We start from the raw sequence: 24,087 nt of genomic DNA on the forward strand, positions 1-24,087 counted from the left end.
CTCAGAACTTCGCCGTCACGGTCACACCGGCGGTGCGCGGGTCACCGAACGACGCCCAATACGGCGCGCTGCCACGGTTGAGGGAAATGCCGTGGTTCTGGTACTGCTTGTCGGTGAGGTTATTGACGAAGCCGGTGATGTTGTACTTCTCATCGGCGGTGGTGTAGCTCAGGTGCGCATTGCTGACGGTGTAGCCGCCCTGGTTGAGCCAGGTCCACTGCGACTGCTGGTACGCCGAGATGAAGTACTCCTTGCTTTGGTAACGCAGGTCGCCGCCCAGGACCAGGGCGCCGGGAATATCCAGTGGGAAGCGGTAGTCGGCACCCAGCGCGTAGGTGTGGCGTGGCGCGCGGATAAAGCTGTTGCCCTTCCACAGGTCGCCAGTGAACTCGCTGGAAAATACCGAGGCGGCCAATTGCAGGTGCAGGTTGTCGGTGGCCTGGGCTTCCAGTTCGAACTCGGCGCCGCGCGCCGTGCCTTCGGCGCCGTTGGTGAGCAACGACACCAGGCTGCCGCTGGCGGTGGTGGTGGTAGCGCTGACCTGCATGTCCTTGTAGTCGTAGTAGAAGACGTTGGCGTTGGCGTGCACCCGACCATTGAGCCACTCGGACTTGAGCCCCAGTTCATAGGAATTGAGGGTCTCCGGCTGCACCGTACTCAACTGCTCCAGGCTGCTGGACAACCCGGTGTTGAACGCCCCCGAGCGGAAGCCCTTGGCATAACGGGCATACACCCGCAGGTTGTCGTTGATGCGGTATTCCGGGGTCAGGTCGTAGGTCACCGCGCTCCAGGTCTTGTTGCGCTTGGCATTACCGTTGGTAGTGATGCCGGCGCCGGTCACGTCCACCGGGTTTTGCAGGGAGCCTGAATCCCACCAGTCGCCGTTGAAGTTGCTGCCGGTGGTTTGCACCAGGTCCAGGTCGATGGCTTTTTTCTCGCGGGTCCAGCGCAGGCCGCCGGTGACGGTGAACTGGTCGGTGAAGTCGTAGGCGAGGTTGCCGAACAGTGCGTAGCTAGTGTTTTTATGGCTGAACGAGGTGCCGGTGTAGCTGGCCTCAGACGCGCCTTCATCCGGTAAGGCCGAGGTGGCGCCAGCGCTTTGCAGGTCTTCGTGGAAGAAGTGCGTGCCGAGGATCCAGCGCAGGGTTTCGCTGGTGGGCGAGGCAACACGGAATTCCTGGGAGTACTGGCGCCAGCGGTTGTTGGTGTAGTTGCGCCCGCTTTCTACCGGCGACAGGTCGTCATCGCTGATGCTGCGTTGCTTGGTTTCGTCGTAGGCGCTGATCGAGGTGAGGCGGTAGTCGCCCAGGTCGTAGTTGAGGGTTAGCGCGGTGCCGGCGTGCTCGATCTTCGATTTATTGTCGACGTTGCTGTCGATGTAACGCCGGTCCGGGTTGCTGCGGTTATAGCCGCCCAGCCACGGGAAGCGGCCCACCGGTAACAGACCTGCTGCGGTGCCGCGTGTCTGGCTGTCGTGCAGGGTCCACAGTGCGGTGAGGTCGGGGTTGAGCTTGGCGAGGAATTGCAGGCGCACGGCTTTGTTGTCGACGCGGTCGTAATCCTTGTCGTCGTAGACGTTCTTGATAAAGCCGTCGCGTTCCTTGGAATACAGCGACACGCGCGCGGCCAGGCGGTCTTCCACCAGGGTGCCGCCGATAGCGCCATTGACGATTTTTTCGTTCTTGCTGCCGTAGCCAAGGGTGGCGTAGCCGTCGTTCTCAAAGGTCGGCTTTTTGGTCAGGATGTTCACCGCGCCACCGGTGGTGTTCTTGCCATAGAGCGTGCCTTGCGGGCCGCGCAGGATTTCGATGCGGTCCAGGTCGAACAGCGGGTCGCCGCCCGCCAGCGGCGCGTTGAGGTACACATCGTCGACGTACACGCCCACCGGGAACACCGTGGCGGCGCCCTGGTCGCCGGTGCCCACGCCACGAATGTACCAGCGCGGTCGTGCATCGCCGTCCGGGTTGTTGGCCTGGGCGTTGGGCACGAACTTGAGGGCCTTGCCGATGTAGTCGGTGCCGGTCTGGCCGAGGCTTTCGCCGGACACGGCGCTGACCGCGTTGGCGATGTCCTGCACGCTTTCTTCGCGGCGCTGGGCGGTGACCGTCACCGATTTGAGGGTGGGCGCGCTGTCGTCGGCGGCGGGCGTTTGTTCCTGCGCCAATACGGGCAGGCTGTGCAGCGTGCCGGTCAATGCCGTGGCCAGCCATAGGCTGTGGGTGATCCTGTTGATGCGGTACATAACCCCTCCGAAAGTAATGGTGCTGGTACTTTTCGGTCTGCTTAAGTTGTCTTTTAAGTGCGCTGCAAACCTTGAAAGCTACAGCTCTATAGCAGGGCCTGTGCCAAGTTTTATGTTGTTGATATATATGGTTTTTATTCGGGTTTGCGCAGGGTGTTGCTGCCCCAGCAGCAGCCGGTCAGCAAGGGGCTGTTTACGGGTGAGCAGGCGGGTTTTTCCCGGGGCGAAAAAAAGGCCGGCAAGCCGGCCAAGGTGCGCGTCATGAAACTAGACAGACAAGCGTGAAGTGGCACCGAGGACACTTTCCAGCACGCTGAAATCAATCCAGTCACGCACATCGAAACGCCGTGGGATGAACTGCCAGCGATGGAGAAAATCGGTGAAGTCCTGCAACGCCAGGATCGACTGTTCATCAAGCATGGTGCGCAGGCGCCGATGGGCATCTTCGCCATAGGCCGTGGCCACCCAGTACTCGCTGGTGTTGAGTTCGCGGGCGAGGAACTGGCGGGTTTTCTCGGGATTGGCCCAGGCCCATTGCTCGGCGCGCAGCACGCAGTCGACGATGGTTTTCGCGGCGTCGAAGTGATGCTCGCGCAAATGCCCGTCCACGGTGAGTGTGCGCGGCGTGCCGTTGTTGGAGCGGATCATCGGGTCGGGGTGGGAGCCGGTGTCGATCACCACATGCAGGCCGAACTCGGCAGCCAGTTGCACGGCGTGGGCGCCCTTGAGAAAGATCGCGTCGATGTCGCCGCGCAGCAGGCCGATCAGTTCATTGTTGCGCCGTTGCGCGCGGTTGAAGCCGAACGACACCTGGGCGCCGTGGACGTGGCGCATCTGTTCATCGCTGTAAGTGCCGCCGTAGGGGTAGTCCACCAGGTCCACGTCGCTGACGCTCATGCCTTCCAGCTTCAGCGCGTTCTCCAGGCCGCGCAGGGCTTGGGCGCGGGTGAAGTCGATCTGCACGTTGGCCCACTTGGGGATGCCGAAGCGGCGGTGCTTGAGGTCGCGTACGGTTTTCACCCCGCTTTCGACGGTGGTCAGGATCAGCTGCACTTCATCGCTCCACGACAACCCCAGCAGGCGCGTGTCGCCGCCATTGGCATAGGCCCAGATCGCCGGGATGTTGCCGCCGTGGCGCACGGAGTTGGGCAGGTGATGGTCGTAGTGGGCTTCGCGGATGTCGCGTTCGCTGGATTCGCGCAAGGCCTGGATATTGGTGCCCGAAGGCAGGAACGCTTCGGCCAGGCGCCCGGATTCCACGGCGATGCCGAGGCCGGTCGGCACCGGGCTGTGGGTGTACCAGAGGGTATCGAGAGAAGGTGTGCTCATGGTCATCCTGTTCAGCGCGAAGGGCGGTCTTGCACCAGTGGCAATACTTCCTGGCCGATGCGCAGGGCTTCTTCCAGGTGTGGGTTGCTGGCGAGGATAAAGGTCGAGAAGCCCGCGTCACGGTACTCGGCCAGGCGTTCGGCGACGTTTTCATGGCTGCCCACCAGGCCCACGGTGGGGCCGGGCTTGGCCTTGGCAAAACCGGCCCACAGGTTGGGGCCGATGATCAGGTCTTCAAAGCGGTCGACATTCTGGTGGTACGCGGTCTGGCGTGCGGCGCCCACCGAATCCGAGCCGCCAACAAAGGCCTTGGCCTCGCTGCTGCCGCGATTGCCCACGGCGTCGAACTGGCGACGCAGGTCGCGCCAGGCGGCTTCTTCGGTTTCCCGGGCGAACAGGTCCACGCGCAGGCCGAAGCGCACTTCGCGGCCTTGTTGCGCGGCGCGTTCGCGCACCCGGTCCATGTGCGGCTGGAGTTTGTCCAACGGCTCGGCCCAGTTCAGGTACACGTCGGCGTGTTTGGCGGCGACGTCCAGCGCCGGCTCGGAAAAGCCGGAAAAGTACACGCCGGGTTTGCGTTCGGCGCGCAGGCCAGGGGGCAGCGAGCCGTTCTCCAGCTGGTAGACCTGGCCTTCATAGGAAAACTGCTCGTGCTCCCACAGGCCCTGGATGATGTCGAGGAACTCGCCGGTGCGCCGGTAACGCTGGTCATGGTCGAGGAAGTCGCCCTGGGCGCGCTGGCTGGCCGGGTTGCCGCCGGTGATGATGTTCCAGTCCAGGCGCCCGTGGCTCAGGTGTTGCAGGATCGCGGCCTGCTGCGCGGCGTAGGCGGGCAGGGTCCAGGTGGCCTGGAACGCCACCAGGAAACGGATGCGCCGGGTCTCGCGGGCCAGCGCGGCAGCGACAATCCACGGCTCCGGGCCGGTGGGCAACAACGCGCCCTCGAAACCGGCCAGCTCGGCGGCCTTGGCCACCTGCGCGATGTAGTCGATATAGGTGAAGCCATCCGGCTCACCGTTGGGCCGATAGCCTGGCGCGATATGCCCAGGGCTGCGGTTGAAGCTACCGCGATTGTGCAGGTCTGTACTCAGTTGCTGGCCGTCGGTGCCCAGGGGCAACCGCCAGAAAAACTCCGTGCTCATACAGGCTCCCGAAAAGAAATGGAAAACGTTGCAGAGGCTGATAGCAACGCCCATGCCAGTCCCCCGGGGCAGCGTAATTGCGGGCGCGACCCGGCTACGCGCGGCGCCGGGTGCTGCTGTGGCAGCAGTCGGTCAGCAGTGGTTGCTGGGGAGACAACATCCTTACGGTGCCAATGCCCCGGATCACGGGCCTGTGGCGGCTGGCACAACTCGTGCTGAGAGGAGGAACAACCTTTCCCTGATTCTGGAGTCCGTCAGATGAGCCAGCCTGCCCCGTTGAGTGAAGCCCTGCTGCACCAGGTCGAACAGACCAAGCGCGATACCGCGAAGATTTTCAAGGTGCTCAAGGACACCCGTACCTTGACCGCCACCAACACCTTCCAGGCCCATGTACGGGTGCCGGGCAGCGACTTGCTGATCGTCGTGGCCACGCCCGGCCCGTGGGACGATGACCAGAGCATCCGTGCGGTGGTCGCCAGCTACGACGGCGTGGTGCATCTGGACGAACACCTGGCGCCGGGCCAGCCGTTGAGCGCCAGCCGCCAGGGCGGCGGTGGCCGACGCTATGCGGCGACCTTTCGCGGCGCGCCGCAAGTCAACGTGGTGATCCATGTACACACGCCGTACTTGGGTGGGTATGCGGCAGCGCATCGTGTGTTCCCGCTCAACTACGCCGCTGCGCAACGGGTGACGCTGGCCCGCGAGCTGCCGGTGTACATAGACCGGCGTCAGCCCGAATCCGAGTACATCCTCGACGTACTCGCCGCCAACCCGCACACGCCAGCGGTACTGGAAGCCAATGGCGGCGCGACGTTCTTCGGGCCGAACCTGCTGCAATCGGCTGAATGGATCCTGCTGTTTGAAGAGGGCGCTTACTTCCAGGCACTGGGGGAAAACCTCGGCGGCGTGCAGCCGTTTGGCGAGGGTGTGCTGGAGCAGCAGTGGCGCATGACCGGGTTGTGGGAGCAGGGCCGCACTTTACTCGAGTCTGCATCGCGGCCGGCCTAACGCCTCGGGGGTAACAATAGAGGGTTATCGTCACCGCCGCAGGGTGAACCTAGACTCGCCGCACGTTCTTCACTCGACAATTGAGAGTAAAAACATGCGTTTACGAGATCTGGGTATCACCATCGGCGACGGCCAGCCGGGTGCGTTCAACGCCATCACCGACGTGCCCGGCGTGCGCGTCGGTCATCACACCCTCAATGCCGAGCACGCCGACCGTTCCATGCACACCGGCGTGACCGTCATCGAGCCGCGTGCGGTTGCCGCGCACCTGGCGCCGTGTTTTGCCGGTGTGCATGTGTTGAATGGCAACGGCGACGCCACGGGCCTGGAGTGGATTCGCGAAGCCGGCCTGTTGACCACGCCCATCGCCTACACCAATACCCACAGCGTCGGCGTGGTGCGTGATGCGCTGGTCGCCGCCGAGCGTGAGATGGGCCAGCAGCACACCTACTGGTGCATGCCCGTGGTGCTGGAGACCTACGACGGCATCCTCAGTGATATCTGGGACCAGCACGTGACGGCCGAGCATGTCCACGCGGCGCTGGCTGATGCCCGTAGCGGACCGGTGCAGGAGGGTTGTGTGGGCGGTGGCACCGGCATGATCTGCCATGAGTTCAAGGGCGGCATCGGTACGTCGTCACGGGTGTTGAGCGACGAGGAGGGCGGTTGGACCGTCGGCGTGCTGGTGCAGGCCAACTACGGCGCGCGCGGCGCATTGCGGGTGGCGGGTTACCCGGTTGGCAGCGTGTTGAAGGATGTGCCTTCACCCTATGACGGCCCGGTGAAAGTCGGCGTGCCTGGCATGGGTTCCATCGTGATTACCCTGGCGACGGATGCGCCGTTATTGCCGCACCAATGCACACGCCTGGCGCAGCGCGCGAGCATCGGCTTGGCACGGGTGGGTGGCGGCACCGAAGACGACAGTGGCGATATTTTTATCGCGTTCTCGGTGGGCAACAGCGGGTTGCCGGTGGCCGACCTGGGGCAGCCCGGGCCGCCGACGACGGCGTTGCAGATGGTCAACAACGACTATATTTCGGCGTTGTTTGTCGCGGCGGCGGACGCGGTTGAAGAAGCGATCCTCAACGCCATGCTGGCCGCCAACGACCTGAGCGGCCGGGGCAAGACCGCGCTGGCCCTCAAGCCCGAGCAACTGCTGGCGGCGCTGAAACAGGTCGGCTGGGCGCCTCACTCCTGAGCTTGCAGGAACAACAGGAACAGCTCGGACTGGGACTTGATCCCCAGCTTGTTGTACAGGTGTCGGCGGTGCACCTTCACCGTTTCGGCAGAGATCGCCAGCTTGCGGGCGATCTCTTTGTTCGAGCAGCCACTGAGCATCAACTGGGCCACTTCGGTTTCGCGACTGGTCAAGGTTGAGCTGATGTGCAGCCCGGGGGAGTCCACGCGTTCCTGCCAGTCTGTGGCGGGTTCTGGTGCGCGCTTGAAGCCCTGTTCAAACCCACAACGCTGGCGCATCAGCCCGGCGACCCAAGGCTGGATCAACCCGAGCAACGCGAAGTGTTCGTGGCTGAAGCGTGTGCTGCTACCGAGGGACAGGCTCAGGGTGCGCTCCGCGTCGAGTTGCACATTGAAGTGGATCTCGTCGGCGACGATGTTGAGGCGGAAGTAGCGCTGGTAATAATCGGTCTGCTCAAAGCATTCCGGTGCCACGTCATCCAACTGGAACAAGCCGCTTTGCGGCGCTTCACGATTGGCCAGGTAAAACGGGTCGAGCAAGTACAAGCCTTTGAGATAGTCCTGGAACAGCGAGTCGCTGGCGCTTTCCTGTGCCGGCGATTCGGCCAGCAGCTGCGGGCGCCCTGCGCTGAAAATCAACACCACCCAGTTGTCCATCGGCACATAACGCCCGAGCAGGCGCGTGAGTGACGTCCAGAAATTCGGTTGGTCCAGTGTTTCGATCAACCGGCCGACGGCGTCATGCCAGGCCAGGTCCTGCAAGGTCAGGTGCATCTCGCTACCCATTCGGGGTTACCCCATCGAAGTGATTTTGTGCCATGGGGGTACGGCCCATACTCGTTGCCAGCTTACTGTGCACAAGGATCCACGATGAAGATCGAACTCATGCAACTGGCCGGCCGTGACGGCGACACTGCTTATAACCTGCGACGCGCCCTGGAAGCCATCGCCACGTGTGGCACGGACACCGACCTGCTGGTGTTTCCCGAGACCCATCTGATGGGCTTCGTCGCCGGCGAACAATTGGCCGAGGTGGCGCAGCCCCTTGACGGCCCGGCGTTGCGTGCAATCGAGCAGGCGGTGCGCGAGCGTGGTGTGTCGGTGGTCATTGGCCTGGTCGAGAGCGATGCCGGCGTGCACTACAACACCTCGGTGCTGGTCACGCCCGAGGGCATCGCGTTGCGTTATCGCAAGACCCACCTATGGCCTTCCGAGCGCGGCGACATTACTCCGGGCGACCGTTTTGTCACGGCGCTGTGGAAGGGCATCCGCGTCGGCATCCTGATTTGCTACGACATCGAACTGCCGGAAACAGCCCGTGCCCTGGCGCAGTTGGGGGCCGAGCTGATCATCGTCACCAACGGCAATATGGACCCCTATGCTCCCGTGCACCGCACCGCCATCATGGCCCGCGCCCAGGAAAACCAGGTGTTCAGCGTGATGGTCAACCGCGTCGGCGAGGGCGACGACGGCCTGGTTTTCGCTGGCGGCAGTGCCGTGGTTGATCCGTTCGGCCGCGTGTTGTTCGAGGCGGGGCGCGACGAAACCCGCCAGGTCGTCACCCTGGACATGACACAACTCGACGCCGCCCGCGCGGACTACCACTACCTCAATGATCGCCGCCTGTACCTGAGCGGCGAAAGCGTGCAACACGCCGATGGACGCCGGGAGCTGCTGCTGCGCTGATCGATCTTCCCCAACCAAAACAATAATCGGGCGGCAACGCCCTGGAGTGCTCGATGATCCTGACTCGATACGTACGATGGGGCCTGGCCTGCTTGATCAGTGGCGCAGTGACCTGCGCCCAGGCAGAAGAACCGAAGGTCAATATCTACAACTGGTATGACTTCATCGCCCCCGACACGCTGAAAACCTTCCAGGCGCAGACGGGCATACACAGCGCGTATGACGTGTTCGACAACAGTGAAGTCATGCAGAGCAAACTCATGGCCGGCCGCAGCGGCTACGACGTGGTGGTGGCCACCGGCGACCTGCTGCCCAACCTGATCAAGGCGGGCGTGCTCAAGGAGCTGGATCGCGCGCAGTTGCCCAACGCAACCCACCTTGATCCGGCCATCCTGGCCAAGGTGCAGAGCAACGACCCCGGCAATCGCTACGCCGTGCCGTACCTGTGGGGCACCACGGGCATTGGCTACGACGTGGAAAAAGTCCGCGCCATCCTCGGCGCCGACGCACCGGTCAACTCCTGGGACCTGATCTTCCAAGAGGAAAACCTCGCCAAGCTGGACACCTGCGGCGTGGCCATGCTGGATGCGCCGGGTGAAATCATCCCCATCGCCCTGCATTACCTGGGCCTGCCCTACAACAGCCAGAACCCGGACGACTACCAGAAAGCCCAGGCACTGCTGCTGAAACTGCGCCCGCACATCCGCTACTTCGACTCATCGCGCTTCATCACTGACCTCGCCAATGGCAACATCTGCGCCGTTGTCGGCTGGGCCGGCGGCGTGATGGACGCCAAGAAAGCCGCCGATGCAGCCGGCAGTGGCCGCCACATTCAATACAGCATCCCCAAGGAAGGCGCGCCGGTGTGGGTCGAAAGCCTGGTGCTGCTCAACGATGCACCGAACCCCCAGCAGGGGCTGGCGTTTATCGACTATATGCTGCGCCCGCAGGTGATTGCGCAGACGTCCAATTACTTGAGTTATGCCAATGCGAACAAGGACGCCACGGCGTTGTTGGAGGAGCGGGTGCGGGATAATCCTGGGGTGTATCCGGCGAAATTGGTGTTGGATACGCTGTTTCCGCTGGAGCCGCTGCCGCTCAAGTTGGAGCGGGTGCGGACGCGGGTTTGGAGTAAGGTGAAGAGTGGGACGTAAGGTGTGGGGTGCCTGCTCGGTGCCCGATACTACAAGCTGTCAGGATCCCCAAAAAACATCTGGATCCGCGACCTTAACCACCTTTCCCCCGGGTCATTATCCTGCGACCCACGCCACGCCATATGCAACTCAAACGAGCGCACCGGCAACGGCGGTTCTTCCGCGCGCAAGCCGCCCGCAGCCGTCAGGGCTTCGGCGGCATAGTCCGGCACGATGGCGACAATATCCGTGCCCGCCAGCAACGTACCCAGGCCGTTGAACTGCGGTACGGCCAGTACCACGTGGCGTTTGCGGTCGAGTTTTTCCAGTTCTTCGTCGATAAAACCGCTCAAGTCGCCGGCAAATGACACCAGTGCATGGGGGCGGGCGCAGAAGTCGTCGAGGCTCAGGCTGCCCGGCACGCTGTCGGCGCGCAGCAGTTTGGGCACGCTGCGGCGCAGCAGCTTGCGCTTGGCGTTGGCCGGCAGGTCGGCGGTGTAGCTGACGCCGATGGAAATTTCGCCGGAGGCCAGCAGGCCGGGCATGAGGATGTAGTTGACGCGGCGCACCACCAGCACGATGCCGGGGGCTTCGGCGCGCAGGCGCTTGAGCAGTTGGGGCAGCAGGGCGAATTCAACGTCGTCGGACAGGCCGATACGGAATACCGCAGTGCTGGTGGCCGGGTCGAAGTCGGCGGCACGGCTGACGGCGGTGGAAATCGAGTCCAGGGCCGGGGAGAGCAGGGCGAAGATTTCCACGGCGCGGGCCGACGGTTCCATGCTGCGGCCGGTGCGCACGAACAGTGGGTCATCGAACAGCCCGCGTAGGCGCGACAACGCCGCGCTGATCGCCGGTTGGCCGAGGAAAAGTTTCTCGGCGGCGCGGGTCACGCTGCGCTCGTGCATCAAGGTTTCGAATACGATCAAGAGGTTAAGGTCGACACGACGCAGGTCGTTACGGTTCATCTTGTGTCCTGGATGAGTCAGCGAGCTTGACGAGAGCGGCCATGAAAGAACCCCTTGGATTCGATTAGAAAAGCATGACCGGCATGAATCTTACGGGGAAAGGCTGGTACTCTGCACCGGCTAATTGAGTTTTCCTACGTTAGCCGGGGTCTTTTCCTCGGGAGCGGAATCAATGACAGGCATGTCGACTATTAATGGTGACCTGTGGTCTTACCGGGAAAGCCCAGATAGAGTTCATGGCATTAGAGGTTACTTTGACGAGGTTTGCGATGTCCCGCACGATCCGTTTTCACAAGTTTGGTCCGGCCGAGGTGCTCAAGTGCGAAGAGCATGTAGCCGCGCAGCCCGCACCGGGCGAAGTGCAGGTGCGTGTCGAAGCGATCGGCATCAGTTGGTACGACATTCTGTGGCGCCAGAACCTGGCGTCGTCTCATGCGCGCCTGCCGTCCGGCCTTGGCCATGAGATGGCCGGGGTGGTTGTCGCCCTGGGCGAAGGCGTGGATGACTTGGCAGTGGGCGATAAAGTCGCCAGTTTTCCGGCCGAGAGCCCTAATGATTACCCGGTGTATGGCGAGCTGATCGTCTTGCCCCGTTCGGCCCTGACCCGTTACCCGGACGTCTTGAGCCCGATCGAAGCCAGTGTGCATTACACCCCGCTGTTGATCGCCTACTTTGCCTATGTGGATCTGGCGCGGGTCAAACCCGGCCAGTTTGCCCTGGTGACGGACGCGAGCCACTGCGCTGGCCCGTCCTTTGTGCAGCTGGGCAAGGCCCTGGGTGTACGGGTGATTGCGGCCACCAAGGACAGCGCAGAGCGCGAGTATTTACTGTCGCTCGGCGCAGAAAAAGTCATCGTCACCGAAGAACAGGACCTGCTTATGCAGATCAACAAGTTCACCGATAACCGCGGCGTGGACGTGGTGTTCGATGGCTTGGGTGGCCCGCAGATGTCGTTGCTTGGCGATGTGCTGGCCCCGCGTGGCAGCCTGGTGCTGTATGGCTTGCAGGGCGGCAACCAGACGCCATTCCCGGCGTGTGCAGCGTTCCAGAAGAACATTCAGTTCTTTGTGCACTGTATCGGTAACTTCACCGGCAAACCGGAACTGGGCATCACCCAGGACCACGTGGCCTTGCAGCGCGCCTTGCGTGATATCAACCAGCTCACCGCCGACCGCGTGCTGGTGCCGCTGAAAACCACGGTATTTGCGTTCAGCCAATTTGTCGAAGCGCACCGCTACATGGACGAATGCCCGTGTCGTGAGCGTGTTGCGTTGCAGGTTGAAGCTGTTTGAGCTGTAGGAGTATTCGTAAATGAATGCACCAACATCCAAATGGATGGGGTAAATGCGCCATTTGACAGGGCTTAACCCGTTCCCTGGTTGAGCCGCTGTTCGGGCCCCAAGCCCCGCAAACAATACCTTTGTCCCTGACGCCGCACTGAATTTCAGTGCGGCGTTGTTGTGTGGGCGAAAACAAAGTCCTGGCAGCTTTTCATCTGCGCTGGTTTCGGACGATTTTCTGTATCTGTTAATCATTATTCGAGCGCCGATAATTGTGGCCTCACTGTCATCTCAAGGATTGAGCGATGATTGAATATCTGACATTTACACTTGGCGCTGCTGGTACTAAGCAGATTGCTACTCTGTGTGCCCATAGCCTTACAAGGGTTCCGCTAATACGGTTGATTTATATACGTCGGACGCGTCTTTAAATTCCCGGTTAAAGGGGTGTAGGAGGTTGTCGGAGCATTCCTAGGTGTGGCGGAAACACAAGCCTAGGCTAGCGCGTCAGCCTTTCGCAGCGGCATGGCGACCAAGTGAATGGATGCTCGCTTGCGATGCTTTTGTTGCAAGGTGCTAGTGTTTGTTAGTCGAAATGCCGAGCAATAAACGTCAAACCTACAGATGTAATGGGTCGAGCGAGTGCTAATAAGTAATTGCTTGAAACTGATATTTCAACTTGGGTAGTAGAACTATGAGCGCAATTCACGAACAAGCCATGAACTATGTTTACCAACAAGTTCTGCAACGTTTGATTGGGCACTTTTCGCGCGTCGAACGTACCGCACTGCAATTGCTGATTCAGCGGATCGTGGTGGCGGCAGGCGGGATGGAGCAAGTGGGGAATTACAAGGTACTGGTCGCCCATGGTGGTGGTGAAGTCAGCACCTACACACTGGCGCTGCTGCGTGCAGCGCAATTGTCGATTGCCGGCCGGGCGCCCAAGACCTTTCATTTGCGGGTCGCGACATTGCGCCACGCGGGCATGACGCAAGCCACGCTTGATACCCTCCAGCAGGGCTACAGCGCGTTGTTTTTCCATGACGATCCGCGGGTGGAACTGCTGATGGTGGAAAACCAGGAAGTCTTGCCCTTTAACCACCAGCGGCCCGCATCAAGTGCCGGGCGGGAAGTCAGCCAGCGAGCCATGTTGATGATCGGGCATCTGACGTCCGGGGACGTTCGCGCCACGCTGCGCAATGACACCTACCTGTCCCTCGGTGACTTCTACCAGCGCGTCACTACCTGGAATGGCGGGGTCCATGCGCTGGTCAGTGGGGATTCACCGCGTAAACAGGGCCAATACCTGGCGTGGCTGAAAAAGAACGCCTTGAAGGCTGGCGTTGCCATGCCTCCCGGAAAGCCGATATCGCTCAATGGGCTGTTTGCACGCATGGAAGAGTGGAGCGTCGGATGCTATCGCGACCTCTATGGTGAGCAGTACGTGGCCAATGAGAGCCCAGGACGAGGGGGACACCGGCATCTGGCCTACATCGGCATTGCCGATCTACTCGGCGAGGTGGACCCAGGGTCGACGCCGTTGCTGACTGAATTTCTGGCCCGCAAACCGGACCCACTCAGCTTTCATTTCAGCCATCCAGACTTTCCCAATCCACTGCTGATGGCTCATCTGTGTGGATTGCAGGCCCAGTGCCTGCGCGAACTTTCCTACGAAGATGGGGTTGAAGGATTTGTCCGCCAGGCACAGGACTACATGTGTCATCGAAGAATCCCTGAGCACTTGATTGCCGGGGCGAGCAGTCAGGATGGGCGAGTGTTGTCGGCGACCTATGCCCAGGAGTTCTTCGGACTGGAGGAGGGGCAACTGACGTGCCTGCTTTACTCACCTTTCATTCACCATGGCGAGCGGTTGGAAGGCTACCTGCGCCAATGTCACCCGGGCATGCTGGTCGCGCTGCCGGAGCTGCACAAGGTGTTGCAAGGCAAGTCGGCCGCGGAAATGCTGCAACAGTGGGTGACCGACACCAGCGGGCTGCCTCTGCCGTTGCTTCAGCACTTGTATCGCAAGCGCCCCTTGTCGATCGATCACAGCGCCGGTGCACGCAGCCGGCGTAGCCTGCGCTCACTGGGCGGCGTCGAAGTGCGCTCGTTTCAGTTGTCCGGGCGCTGAGGCGTGTCTGGATTACGTCACGCGGATGTGTCGCAATGAACTTGCGGGGGGAGCGGCAGGCGGACTTTGCCTATCAGGCGGTGTACCGCTACATGATCAACCTGATCAACGAAGTCAGCCTGGAGACACCCGTCAGGCTGCCGTCCCTGCGGCAGCTGTCGACACGCTTGCGCGTGTCCATCTCTACGATCCAGTACGCGTATTCGTTGCTGGAAAAGGAGGGCCGGGTCTATTCCGTGGCCAAGTCCGGGTACTTTGCCTGGCCCGTGGCCGGCAACCCGCTGATGGCATCCACGGGCGATCTGCTGGAAAGACTCTACGCAGCGGCGCGGCGCCCGAGAATGGTGGTGCTCAGTGGCGACGAGCCGGCGTTGCTGGCGACGCTGGACGGCACGCTGCTGATGTTGGAGCGCCAACTGGTACGCCGTTACCCGCGTCACCTGCAACCGTGGTCGCAACCCTGCGGCGTCTGGGAACTACGGGCGGCGTTGGCGGCACGCTACACCTCATCGCCCACCCGGTGCTGGCAGGCCGATGAGGTGTATGTCGGCGCGGATCTGCAGGGCGTACTGGAAATCCTCATTGATGTATTGGGCCTCAAGGGCACCACGTTGCTTGTCGAGTCGCCCTGCGACTGGCTGATCCTGCGCTTGTTGCAGGCCGCCGGCGTGCGCGTGCTCGAACTGCCGTGGCAGGTCGATGGCGGTTTGGACGTGCTGACATTCGAGCGGCTCTTGCGCGATGAACCGGTGCACGTCGTGTTGCTGTCATCGGTGGCCAGCCTGCCGTCCGGGGCGGCGCTATCAATGCCCGAGCGTTTGCAGGTGGCGCATCTGCTGGACCAGCACGGCTGCTGGTTGCTGGAGAACGACACCTTTGGCGAACTGGTCTTCGGCCCCCGCCTGCCCGCGCTACGTAACCTGGTCAATCCTGAGCGGCTGATCGTGTTTTCATCGTTCGAAAAGACCCTCGGTGCCGAAGCGCCCTACGGCTATGTGTTATCCCGCCACTTGAGCAGTGAACTGCAACGTCAATTCCTGCTGCGCGCATTTCGCCTGTCATCAATCCGCCAGCGCGCCATTGCGCGGCTTTACCAGAGCGGGCGTTTCGACCAACACCTGCGCACGTTGCGCCAGCGTCTTCAGGAACAAACCGATGCCATGAGCCAGCGCCTGGATGCGCGCCTTGAGGGGCGTGTGAGCTACCGGATGCCGACCGCCGGGGCGAGCTTTTGGCTGCAATCGGTGGCGCTGGTGGACATGCGCCAGGTGTTTCAGCGCATGGTGGCTCAACAGGTGGTGATTGCGCCGGGTGAGTTGTTCAGCCTCGGCGGCCTGCATCAGCAGCATGTGCGAGTGAGCCACGCCTTCAATGGGCATCCAAACCTGGATGCGGCCTTGGACGCATTGGCCGACGCATTGCATCAGTCGCAGCTTGGCTAGGCTGATGATTGTGTGAAATTTCTACTTCTTCTATGGGATAGATACCATCGCGCAGTAGTCCAACTCCCAGTAAACTGCCATTTTTTCCGAATCCTTCTTTCTGAGGTTTATGCATGACAATCAGTCCTTTTGCGGGCAAGCCGGCGCCAGCCCAGTTGCTGGTGGATATCCCGCGACTGGTCACGGCCTATTACACCGGCCAGCCTGATGCAGCGATCTCCACTCAACGTGTCGCTTTTGGCACTTCCGGGCACCGTGGCAGCTCATTCGAACTGAGCTTCAACGAATGGCATGTGCTCGCTATCAGCCAGGCCATTTGCCTGTACCGTGAAGCACAGGGCATCAACGGCCCGTTGTTCGTCGGCCTCGACACCCACGCGCTCTCGACGCCGGCCGGCGCCAGCGCCCTGGAAGTGCTCGCCGCCAACGGCGTCCATGTGATGCTGGCCGAAGGCGACGAATACACGCCGACGCCGGCCATTTCCCACGCCATCATCTGCTACAACCGCGGCCGTACCACTGGCCTGGCTGACGGCATTGTCATTACGCCATCCCACAACCCGCCGCAAAGTGGTGGCTACAAGTACAACCCGCCCAACGGCGGCCCAGCCGATACCCACGTCACCAAGTGGATCGAAGCCAAGGCCAACGAACTGCTGGCCAACAAGCTGGCTGGGGTCAAGCGCATCACCTACGCCCAGGCGCTCAAGGCCGACACCACCCATCGCCATGACTACCTCAACAGCTACGTTGCCGACCTGATCAATGTGATCGACATGGACGCCATCCGCAGCGCCGACCTGCGCCTGGGCGTGGACCCGTTGGGCGGAGCAGGGGTGCGCTACTGGTCGGCGATTGCCGAGCACTACCGCCTGAACCTGGACGTGGTGAACACCGAAGTGGATTCCACGTTCCGCTTCATGAGCGTGGACTGGGACGGCCAGATCCGCATGGACCCTTCGTCCAGCTACGCCATGCAAGGGTTGATAGGCCTCAAGGAACGTTTCGACGTGGCCTTCGCCTGTGACCCGGACCACGACCGCCATGGCATCGTCACGCCGTCCGGCGGCCTGTTGGCGCCGAACAACTACCTGGCGGTGTCCATCGACTACCTGTTCCAGAACCGTCCCGACTGGCGCGCCGACGCGGCGGTGGGCAAGACCGTGGTCAGCAGCGGCCTGATCGATCGTGTGGCCGCGCGCATTGGCCGTCGCCTGTACGAAGTGCCGGTGGGCTTCAAATGGTTCGCCGATGGCCTGTTTGAAGGCTCGCTGGGTTTTGGCGGTGAAGAAAGCGCGGGTGCATCGTTCCTGCGCAAGGACGGCAGCGTCTGGAGCACCGACAAGGACGGCCTGATCCCGGCCCTGTTGGCCGCAGAAATGACCTCGCGCAAAGGCCAGGACCCAAGCCAGATCTACCGCGGCCTGACCGACGCCTTGGGCGAGCCGTTCGCTATTCGGGTGGATGCAAAGGCGACCCCGGCGCAGAAAGCCCTGCTGGGCAAACTGTCACCGGAGCAGGTCACGTCCACGCAACTGGCCGGGGAAAGCATCCAGCAGATCCTCAGCCACGCGCCGGGCAACAACCAGGCGATTGGCGGTTTGAAAGTCATGACTGAAAACGGCTGGTTCGCGGCGCGGCCATCGGGCACCGAGGACATCTACAAGATCTACGCCGAGAGCTTTGTTGGCGAAGATCACCTCAAGCAGTTGGTGGAAGAGGCGCAGGTGTTGGTGGACGGCGCGATCTCCCAATAACCCCACAGCCCCCAAAATGTGGGAGCGGGCTTGCCCGCTCCCACATTTTTATCCATTGAAGTCAGGTATCAGGCCAGATCGACCAACACGATCTCACTGTCCTCAATTGCAGTTACCCGCAACACCGCCTCATCCTCAACCGCCACACCATCCCGAGCTTGTGCCCGCAAGCCGTTGATTTCAATCACACCCGTCGCCGGCACCAGGTAGGCACGCCGTCCGCTATCCAGCCGGTATTCCGCGCTTTCCCCAGCTTTCAGATTGGCCGCCACCAAGCGCGCATCCGCACGAATGCGCAGGCTTTCATTGTCACCAGCCTTGCCGCTGGCCAAGGTCACAAAACCATCGCGGCCCTCTTTCGGAAACGGCTTGGCGCCCCACGACGGCGGCAGCCCACCTTCATTCGGGATGATCCAGATCTGGAAGATCTTGGTCGGCGTCGCCTCCAGGTTGTATTCGCTGTGGGCGATCCCCGTGCCCGCGCTCATCACCTGTACGTCACCCGCTTCGGTGCGGCCTTTGTTGCCGAGGTTGTCGGCATGGCTGATGGCGCCCTCGCGCACATAGGTGATGATTTCCATGTCGCGGTGTGGGTGCTGCGGGAAACCCGTGCCGGGCGCGATGATGTCGTCGTTCCACACGCGCAAATTGCCCCAGTGCATGCGCGAAGGGTCATGGTATTCGGCAAATGAAAAGTGGTGATGGGCGTCAAGCCAGCCATGGTGGGCGCCGCCCAGCGTGTTGAAAGGTCGAAGTTCAAGCATGATCGTCTCCTGTGGATGGCACCTATGATCCAGCAGAGCATGATCGATAAAAAGCGTAAAAACTGCCTGATTCCTATCGATTTAGCAGATCGATTGCTGGGGTTTTGACTTTCACTTCATCGCCTAACTGCATGACGGTAAAGCAATTGGCTGGAACTGCGCGTCGATTCCGGCGACCATGGCGCATTCGCCAAAACCAACCTCATCGCTGGAGTCCGCGTGCCGCAACACACCCCTGATTTGCCCCCAGAACTGCGCCCACTGGCAGACATGCCCCTGTTCAAGCGCCTCGCCGCGCGCCTGTTTGGCCATGGGTTGACGCGTTTGCGCGCCCAGCACCGGTTTTCCTGGTTGCATGGGCAGGCAGATGGTTTTCGCAGTGGGCACGAGGCAGGTGTCGAGTATGGCTACCGCGAAGGCAAGGCCGATGGCATCGAAGAAGGCCGGCAAGTCCTGTTGATCCGTGACTTTCGTCCCGATGAGCACCGTGCCCCCGGCGTTGACGACAGTCTGTTCGATGATTGGCGCCTGCCGCTGACCGCCGAGTTGAAGAAACGCATGAAGGCTGATGTAGCACGGCTGCTGCCGGCCCATGCCCAGCCGAGCGCGGCGCAATGGAAGATGATTTTCAGCGACACGCCGTCCACCTCGGTGATTGCGGGCGCGGGGGCGGGCAAATCCACCTCGCTGGTGCTGCGTATCCTGCTGCTCACCCATTACCTGGGCTTTGAGCTGAGTTCGATGACCGTCGTGACCTTCACCCGTGAGTCGCGTAAAGACTTCATCCACAAGCTCATGGATATTCTCAGCCTGTGGGGCCAACCCCTTGGCATCAAAGAGGCCCAGGCAGTGGTGCGCACCTTTCACTCGCGCATCCTGCCGATGGTGCGCAGCCTGCCGGGTTTTGAGCGGTTGCAAGCGTTCGAGAACCTCAGCGCCGGCGTTGAAGACGCGGACAGCAACCCGTTTGACCTGCGTATCAACGACGCCCAACGCCAGCAGATGAACGCCTGCTATCACCGGCTGCACGGCCAGCACGCGCGATTTCGCGAGCTGATCGCGCCGCTGGCCCGGCACGGGTTGCAGCTCAAGGAGCTGGAACGCGACCATCCTGACGTGCAAAAGCGCGTGGCGGTGACCGAACTGGCGGCCAAGCGCGACGAAGAGCTCTGCGACCTCGTCGAAGACCTGTGGTTTCGTGCAGGCGCCTGGCCGATCAAGGGCATCGAGCCCAACCGGCAGACCGTGGAAATCAATGGCGCGCAGTTCCATTGCCATGGCTATATCCCCGAGTTGGATGCCTGGGTGGTGCTGGGCTTCGATTCTCGCGAAAACCCCCAGATCAACCGGCCCAATGCAAAGTTGTCGGTGCGTGCGGAGTGGGCGGTTAAGCGCACACTGTTTCAAGCTTTCTTTCGCAAGCCATTGATATGGTTGGATAACTACGAATCTTCAAAGCGCCTTGTAAGCAGTCTGGCCGGCGATGCCAGCGCCGGGCCTGGCTTTGATTACAAGGTCAAGGGCGAGCTGGTGTCGGCGCCGCTGCTGGACTGCTTTGTGATGGCCGCCGGGTTTATCGAGAACCTCGGGCTGGATGTGTCCACGGCGGTCGGCCAAATGAGCTTTGCCAAGGACGACCCGGACCGGTTTTTCTTCGAGGCCCTGAGCATTTTCTGGAAAGCCCTGGAAGATCACCTGCTCGACCAGTCGCCGCCGATCATGACCTACAACCGCATGTTCTCGCTGTTCGGCGAGAACACCCCGGAAAACCTCAAGCTGCTTAGCGATCCGCTGTTGCGGCCGCTGTCCCACCTGATGATCGACGAATTCCAGGACGTGTCGCCGCAAATCGTCTCGTGGATTCGCGCCAGCCTGCGGGAGATCCGCAGTCGCGGCCCGGCCATGCACGTCGGGCGCGGCGCGCAGCGCTCTTCGCTGCTGTGCGTGGGCGATGACTGGCAGTCGATCTACGGCTGGCGCGGCAGTTCGCCGAAGTACTTCATGGAGTTCAACAAGGAGTTCCCGTCGCCTGCGACCACGCGCGTGATGCTTGGCGAGAACTACCGCAGCCACCAGCACATCATTGACGCGGCCGAGCATATCGTGCGCGCCGCGCCGGCGATTCCTGGCAAAAAGGCAAAAGCCAGTGGCGCGCCAAAGGCGCTGGTGCCGGTCAAGGTGTTGGAGCGCGATGAGGTGGCGCTGGGTCAGCAACTGCAGGAGCACTACCAGCGCGGTGAAACGGTGTTGATGTTGTATCGAAAAAGTAGCGATAAGTTATTGATTCAAGAGCATATTCAGTCTGTAGTTAATGTGGATTCTAGCTTGCCGCCCCACGCACGCAGGCTGAAGCAACTGACTTATCACAGTGCCAAGGGCCTACAGGCGGATGCGGTGTTTCTGCTTGGTGATTGCCAGCATGTCACCAGCTCCCCCTACAAGAACCAGGTCTACCGCATGGCAGGGCTGGGCAAGGACGGTGACAGCGAACCGTATGACAATGCGCAAAAGGACGAGGTGCTGCGCCTGGCGTATGTGGGCATTACCCGCGCCGTGAGCCATTGCTATTGGCATGTGGAAAAGTCTGAAGGGCAGTCGGTGAATGTGCCCAAGGCGTCGGAGCGGGTAGACGGCAAGAAGGCGTTTTTCGACGACCAACGCGGCTGACCTGCCAACACAAAAAACTTGTGGGAGCGGGCTTGCCCGCGATAGCGGTATATCAGTTGCCATATCCGGTGACTGACACACTGCTATCGCGGGCAAGCCCGCTCCCACATTGGATTTTCGTCGTCTGATGGGTTGAGGTCAGGCCCGCAAGGACTGCGGCGGCACAAACGATTCCAGCTCATCCTCCACCGCCTCGATGATCCGCTCCACATCGGCGGCGTTCATCACCGTGGCACAGGGAATGCCGGCAATGGCGATCAATGTCTCGCCGCTGGCACGGTCGAACAGGCGGGCGACCATGCTGCCAGGCGCGTCCATGCTGCCCTCGAAGCCTATTGGATGGAAATGCCAGCGCATCAGCTGGCAGGCGTTGGGGAATGTCACTTTGTTCATGTTGCCTACCTTGTTCATTGAGCGCTTCCTTTTGCTCGCGGCAGGGAGCCATGGCCTTCATTGGTCGTGGCGTTGGAGAGTTTAAAAATAGCATTCGTTCGTAAACGCCAGGCGACTTTTTGCGTTCCGTTCGGCGGTTGTTTTCCTGAAGTTTGACGTGGGTCATGTCCTACTGATGACTGGGCAATATGCCATTAGCCAAAAGCGCCCATTGGCCATTGTCGCCACCAGCAAAAGTCGGCAATCTCCACGGTTTACCCGCCTCAGAGCCGCCCATGCCAAACATCGCCGCAGACGATGACCGCCCGCACACTCAAGCCACCAGCGACTTGGTGCTGCGCCATCACTTGTGCTGGCGGCATCGCGATCTTGATGGGGTGATGTCCTACTACCACCCGGACATCCAGTACCACGATTTCTTCCAGAACCGTGTAATCCGCTTTGCCGAATTACGCGCGTACCTGCAAGCCAGCATGCCACGGGCGGCGGACGAGGCAATTGAACACACCGACCGCATCCGCGCCGATGGCGACACCGCCTTTATCCAATACCGCATCACCCTGCGCGGTGGCCAGGGCCTGGTGTCATTTCGCACCAGCGAAGCTATTACTGTGCGCGATGGGTTGATCTGGCGGGTCAATGAATACGCGTCCCTGGTGCACGAACAGCCCGCCCAGGCGCTGCGCCCCACCGTCAGCCGCCTGGGGTTGTCGCCCCAGCAACTGGGGCATATGGCCAATGACTTGCAGCAGTACTTCGAATGCAAGCAACCCTATCTGGACCCAGAATTGGATCTACAGCGGGTGTCCAAGGAGTGTGGCTACAGCAGGAATCAGATTTCCTACTTGCTCAACCAGGTGCTCGGGCAAAGCTTCTACCGCTACGTCAACCAGGCGCGGCTCCAGCATTTGCTTGCGGCACTGGACACTGCCACGCCGCCGATCAAGGTCGATGACCTCGCGTTCGCCGCCGGTTTCAATTCGTTGTCGGCCTTCTACAGTGCATTTCGCCAGCACACTGGCCAGTCGCCCAAGGCCTATGTCAAACAAATTTCCCTGCGTGCACGCGCGCAAGACATGCCGTAACACCGCGCTCTAGGATCAGCCCTATCGAAACGAGGTAGGGGAAGCGGGCATGCCAGCATGGCGCAATATCAGTTTATGGATGGACCAGTTGGACGACCCGCTGGTGGCGCGGCCGTCCCTGGAGCACGACCTGGACGTCAATGTGGTCATCATAGGCGCCGGTTACACCGGGCTGTGGACCGCGTACTACCTGAAACGCCAGGCACCTGAACTGAATATCGCAATTGTCGAAGCGCAAACCGCCGGCTTCGGCGCGTCAGGCCGCAACGGTGGCTGGTTGATGGGCAACCTGCTCGGTGAAGACCGTCTGCTGGCCGACCTACCGCCCGAGCAACGGCGCGCCTCGTTTGACCTGTTGCATGGCATTCCCGATGAAGTCGCCCAGGTCCTGGCCCGCGAAGGCATCGATTGCGACTACCGCAAAGGCGGCGCCCTTTACTGTGCCGCGCGTTACCCCGAACAGGAAGGCAGCCTGCGCCGTTACCTGGACAAACTCTACGCCCAGGGCCTGACCGAAGCCGATTATCGCTGGCTGGCCCCGCAGCAACTGGCCGAACAGATCCGCATCGCCAAGCCTTATGGCGGTATCTATGCACCCCACGTTGCAACTATCAACCCGGCCAAGCTGGTGCGTGGCCTGGCGCGGGTGGTTGAAAGCATGGGCGTGCAAATCTACGAAAATACCCCAGCCACCCACTGGCAATCCGGCAGCGTGCGCACTGCCAAGGCCACTATTCGTGCCGCCTGGGTGGTGCCAGCCGTCGAGGGTTATGCCAACACTTTGCCGCCCCTGGGCCGTTATCAACTGCCGGTGCAAAGCCTGATCGTCGCCACCGAGCCGCTGCCCGCCAGCACCTGGGACGAAATCGGCTTGAGCCACGGCCAGGCGTTCGGCGAAAGCAGTCGCCAGGTCACCTATGGCCAGCGTACGGCGGACAATCGCCTGGTGTTCGGCGCCCGTGGCGGTTACCAGTTCGCCGGCAAACTGCGCCACGACTTCGATTTGACGGACAGCGAAGTGGAGCTGCGCCGTTATCTGTTCGGCGAGCTTTTCCCACAGCTCAAGAACGTGCGGATTACCCATTCCTGGGGCGGCAACCTTGGCATGTCGCGAAATTTCCGACCGCACATGCTTTGCGACCATAAGACCGGCATCGCACTGTCCGGTGGTTATGGCGGGGAGGGCGTCGGTGCCACCAACCTTGGCGGGCGCACGCTTGCGGATTTGATCCTCGGCCACGACACGCCGCTGGTCCAGCAACCCTGGGTGATCCGCGAGCATGGCCTCGAGGCCCTCAAGGCCTGGGAACCCGAGCCGTGCCGCTGGCTGGGTTACAACGCGATCATTCGCAGTTTTGTCCATGAAGACCAGGTGCTGGCCAACCCCAACAGCGCCCCTTGGCGCCGCAAGTTGGCGACCGGCGTGGCGGGCTTCATGGAAGGTTTCATGCACTGAACCGTTCCACTCACACGGGAAAACCCATGAGCATCACTCAATTCAAAGACACGTTGAATGCCCACCTGCCGGACTCGTCGCCAGTGGCTGTGCCCCTTGGCGAGCCCATCGCCGTGGCCTCGACCTTGAGCGTCGAACGCAGCGACGGCGTCGAAACCGGCATCTGGGAATGCACCCCCGGCCGTTGGCGCCGCCAGATCAAATCCCAGGAGTTTTGCCATTTCATCCAGGGTCGCTGCACCTTCACCCCGGACAACGGTGACGTCGTCCACATAGAAGCCGGCGATGCACTGATGTTGCCAGCCAACAGCACCGGTATCTGGGACATCCAGGACACTGTGCGCAAGACCTACGTATTGATTCTGTAACGCTTTGATCCTTGATCGCCTGCCATAAAAACAGCCCTAAAA

Annotated in this window: 19 protein-coding genes; 12 read left to right on the forward strand and 7 right to left on the reverse strand. The window is 61.5% G+C overall.

The features are described from left to right. Position 1: 1 nt before the first annotated feature. The 3 genes from ACU688_RS13420 to ACU688_RS13430 form a co-directional block, all read right to left on the reverse strand. Positions 2–2,242: a TonB-dependent receptor gene (locus ACU688_RS13420; RefSeq protein ID WP_448185106.1), complete on the reverse strand. Its 2,241-nt coding sequence runs from the start codon at positions 2,240–2,242 to the stop codon at positions 2–4. A gap of 267 nt (positions 2,243–2,509) precedes the next feature. Then, the gene (locus ACU688_RS13425; RefSeq protein WP_124524463.1) at positions 2,510–3,571 is read right to left on the reverse strand and encodes an aliphatic sulfonate ABC transporter substrate-binding protein; all 1,062 of its coding nucleotides are present in this window, start codon (positions 3,569–3,571) and stop codon (positions 2,510–2,512) included. 11 nt (positions 3,572–3,582) lie between these two features. After that, entirely contained in the window at positions 3,583–4,713 is a 1,131-nt protein-coding gene (locus ACU688_RS13430) for an LLM class flavin-dependent oxidoreductase (RefSeq protein ID WP_448185107.1), read from the reverse strand. A 258-nt stretch (positions 4,714–4,971) separates the two neighbouring features. Here ACU688_RS13430 and ACU688_RS13435 point away from each other — a divergent pair, with 258 nt between their 5' ends. Both ACU688_RS13435 and ACU688_RS13440 read left to right on the forward strand, forming a co-directional pair. Next, positions 4,972–5,721 (forward strand): class II aldolase/adducin family protein, encoded by a 750-nt coding sequence (locus ACU688_RS13435; RefSeq protein ID WP_448185108.1) that lies wholly within the window; start codon positions 4,972–4,974, stop codon positions 5,719–5,721. Positions 5,722–5,815: 94 nt separating this feature from the next. Beyond that, positions 5,816–6,919 carry a DmpA family aminopeptidase gene (locus tag ACU688_RS13440; protein WP_448185109.1) on the forward strand — a complete coding sequence of 368 codons (1,104 nt, stop codon included), beginning with the start codon at positions 5,816–5,818 and terminating at the stop codon, positions 6,917–6,919. On the opposite strand, the gene ACU688_RS13445 is transcribed toward ACU688_RS13440, so the two are convergent. Continuing rightward, complete coding sequence (locus tag ACU688_RS13445) at positions 6,910–7,692, reverse strand: helix-turn-helix transcriptional regulator (protein ID WP_448185585.1); 783 nt, start codon at positions 7,690–7,692, stop codon at positions 6,910–6,912. The genes ACU688_RS13440 and ACU688_RS13445 overlap by 10 nt on opposite strands. 96 nt (positions 7,693–7,788) lie before the next feature. On the opposite strand from ACU688_RS13445, the gene ACU688_RS13450 reads away from it, so the two are divergent. Both ACU688_RS13450 and ACU688_RS13455 read left to right on the forward strand, forming a co-directional pair. After that, positions 7,789–8,604, forward strand: a complete 816-nt coding sequence (locus ACU688_RS13450) for a carbon-nitrogen hydrolase family protein (protein WP_448185110.1) — start codon at positions 7,789–7,791, stop codon at positions 8,602–8,604. Between the two features lie 53 nt (positions 8,605–8,657). Then, entirely contained in the window at positions 8,658–9,758 is a 1,101-nt protein-coding gene (locus tag ACU688_RS13455) for an extracellular solute-binding protein (RefSeq protein ID WP_448185111.1), read from the forward strand. 29 nt (positions 9,759–9,787) lie between these two features. On the opposite strand, the gene ACU688_RS13460 is transcribed toward ACU688_RS13455, so the two are convergent. After that, positions 9,788–10,702: a LysR family transcriptional regulator gene (locus ACU688_RS13460; RefSeq protein ID WP_017739298.1), complete on the reverse strand. Its 915-nt coding sequence runs from the start codon at positions 10,700–10,702 to the stop codon at positions 9,788–9,790. A gap of 269 nt (positions 10,703–10,971) precedes the next feature. On the opposite strand from ACU688_RS13460, the gene ACU688_RS13465 reads away from it, so the two are divergent. The 4 genes from ACU688_RS13465 (at position 10,972) to pgm (ending at position 17,312) form a co-directional block, all read left to right on the forward strand. Then, on the forward strand, positions 10,972–11,994 hold the full coding sequence (locus ACU688_RS13465; RefSeq protein ID WP_257781519.1) for a zinc-dependent alcohol dehydrogenase family protein: 1,023 nt from the start codon (positions 10,972–10,974) through the stop codon (positions 11,992–11,994). 682 nt (positions 11,995–12,676) lie between these two features. Further along, a complete protein-coding gene (locus ACU688_RS13470) occupies positions 12,677–14,113 on the forward strand; it encodes a hypothetical protein (RefSeq protein WP_448185112.1) in 1,437 nt (478 codons plus the stop codon). 35 nt (positions 14,114–14,148) lie between these two features. Further along, the gene (locus ACU688_RS13475) at positions 14,149–15,555 is read left to right on the forward strand and encodes an aminotransferase-like domain-containing protein (RefSeq protein ID WP_448185113.1); all 1,407 of its coding nucleotides are present in this window, start codon (positions 14,149–14,151) and stop codon (positions 15,553–15,555) included. Between the two features lie 113 nt (positions 15,556–15,668). Beyond that, the gene (gene pgm / locus ACU688_RS13480) at positions 15,669–17,312 is read left to right on the forward strand and encodes a phosphoglucomutase (alpha-D-glucose-1,6-bisphosphate-dependent) (RefSeq protein WP_448185114.1); all 1,644 of its coding nucleotides are present in this window, start codon (positions 15,669–15,671) and stop codon (positions 17,310–17,312) included. Between the two features lie 68 nt (positions 17,313–17,380). Here pgm and ACU688_RS13485 read toward each other — a convergent pair whose 3' ends face one another. Next, positions 17,381–18,076: a pirin family protein gene (locus ACU688_RS13485; RefSeq protein WP_448185115.1), complete on the reverse strand. Its 696-nt coding sequence runs from the start codon at positions 18,074–18,076 to the stop codon at positions 17,381–17,383. Between the two features lie 219 nt (positions 18,077–18,295). On the opposite strand from ACU688_RS13485, the gene ACU688_RS13490 reads away from it, so the two are divergent. Then, positions 18,296–20,743, forward strand: coding sequence for a UvrD-helicase domain-containing protein (locus tag ACU688_RS13490; protein WP_448185116.1), 2,448 nt, complete (start codon positions 18,296–18,298; stop codon positions 20,741–20,743). Between the two features lie 138 nt (positions 20,744–20,881). On the opposite strand, the gene ACU688_RS13495 is transcribed toward ACU688_RS13490, so the two are convergent. Further along, positions 20,882–21,154, reverse strand: a complete 273-nt coding sequence (locus ACU688_RS13495) for a DUF1652 domain-containing protein (RefSeq protein WP_017739291.1) — start codon at positions 21,152–21,154, stop codon at positions 20,882–20,884. Positions 21,155–21,411: 257 nt separating this feature from the next. Between ACU688_RS13495 and ACU688_RS13500 the strand changes: the two genes are divergently transcribed. Genes ACU688_RS13500 through ACU688_RS13510 form a run of 3 tightly spaced genes read left to right on the forward strand, consistent with a single transcriptional unit; the run spans position 21,412 to position 24,045 of the window. After that, on the forward strand, positions 21,412–22,221 hold the full coding sequence (locus ACU688_RS13500; RefSeq protein WP_448185117.1) for a helix-turn-helix transcriptional regulator: 810 nt from the start codon (positions 21,412–21,414) through the stop codon (positions 22,219–22,221). 49 nt (positions 22,222–22,270) lie between these two features. Further along, complete coding sequence (locus tag ACU688_RS13505) at positions 22,271–23,677, forward strand: NAD(P)/FAD-dependent oxidoreductase (RefSeq protein ID WP_448185118.1); 1,407 nt, start codon at positions 22,271–22,273, stop codon at positions 23,675–23,677. A 26-nt stretch (positions 23,678–23,703) separates the two neighbouring features. Then, entirely contained in the window at positions 23,704–24,045 is a 342-nt protein-coding gene (locus tag ACU688_RS13510) for a cupin domain-containing protein (protein WP_124524810.1), read from the forward strand. The last annotated feature ends 42 nt before the right edge of the window (positions 24,046–24,087 follow it).

Source organism: Pseudomonas acericola (SeqCode), assembly GCF_053456465.1.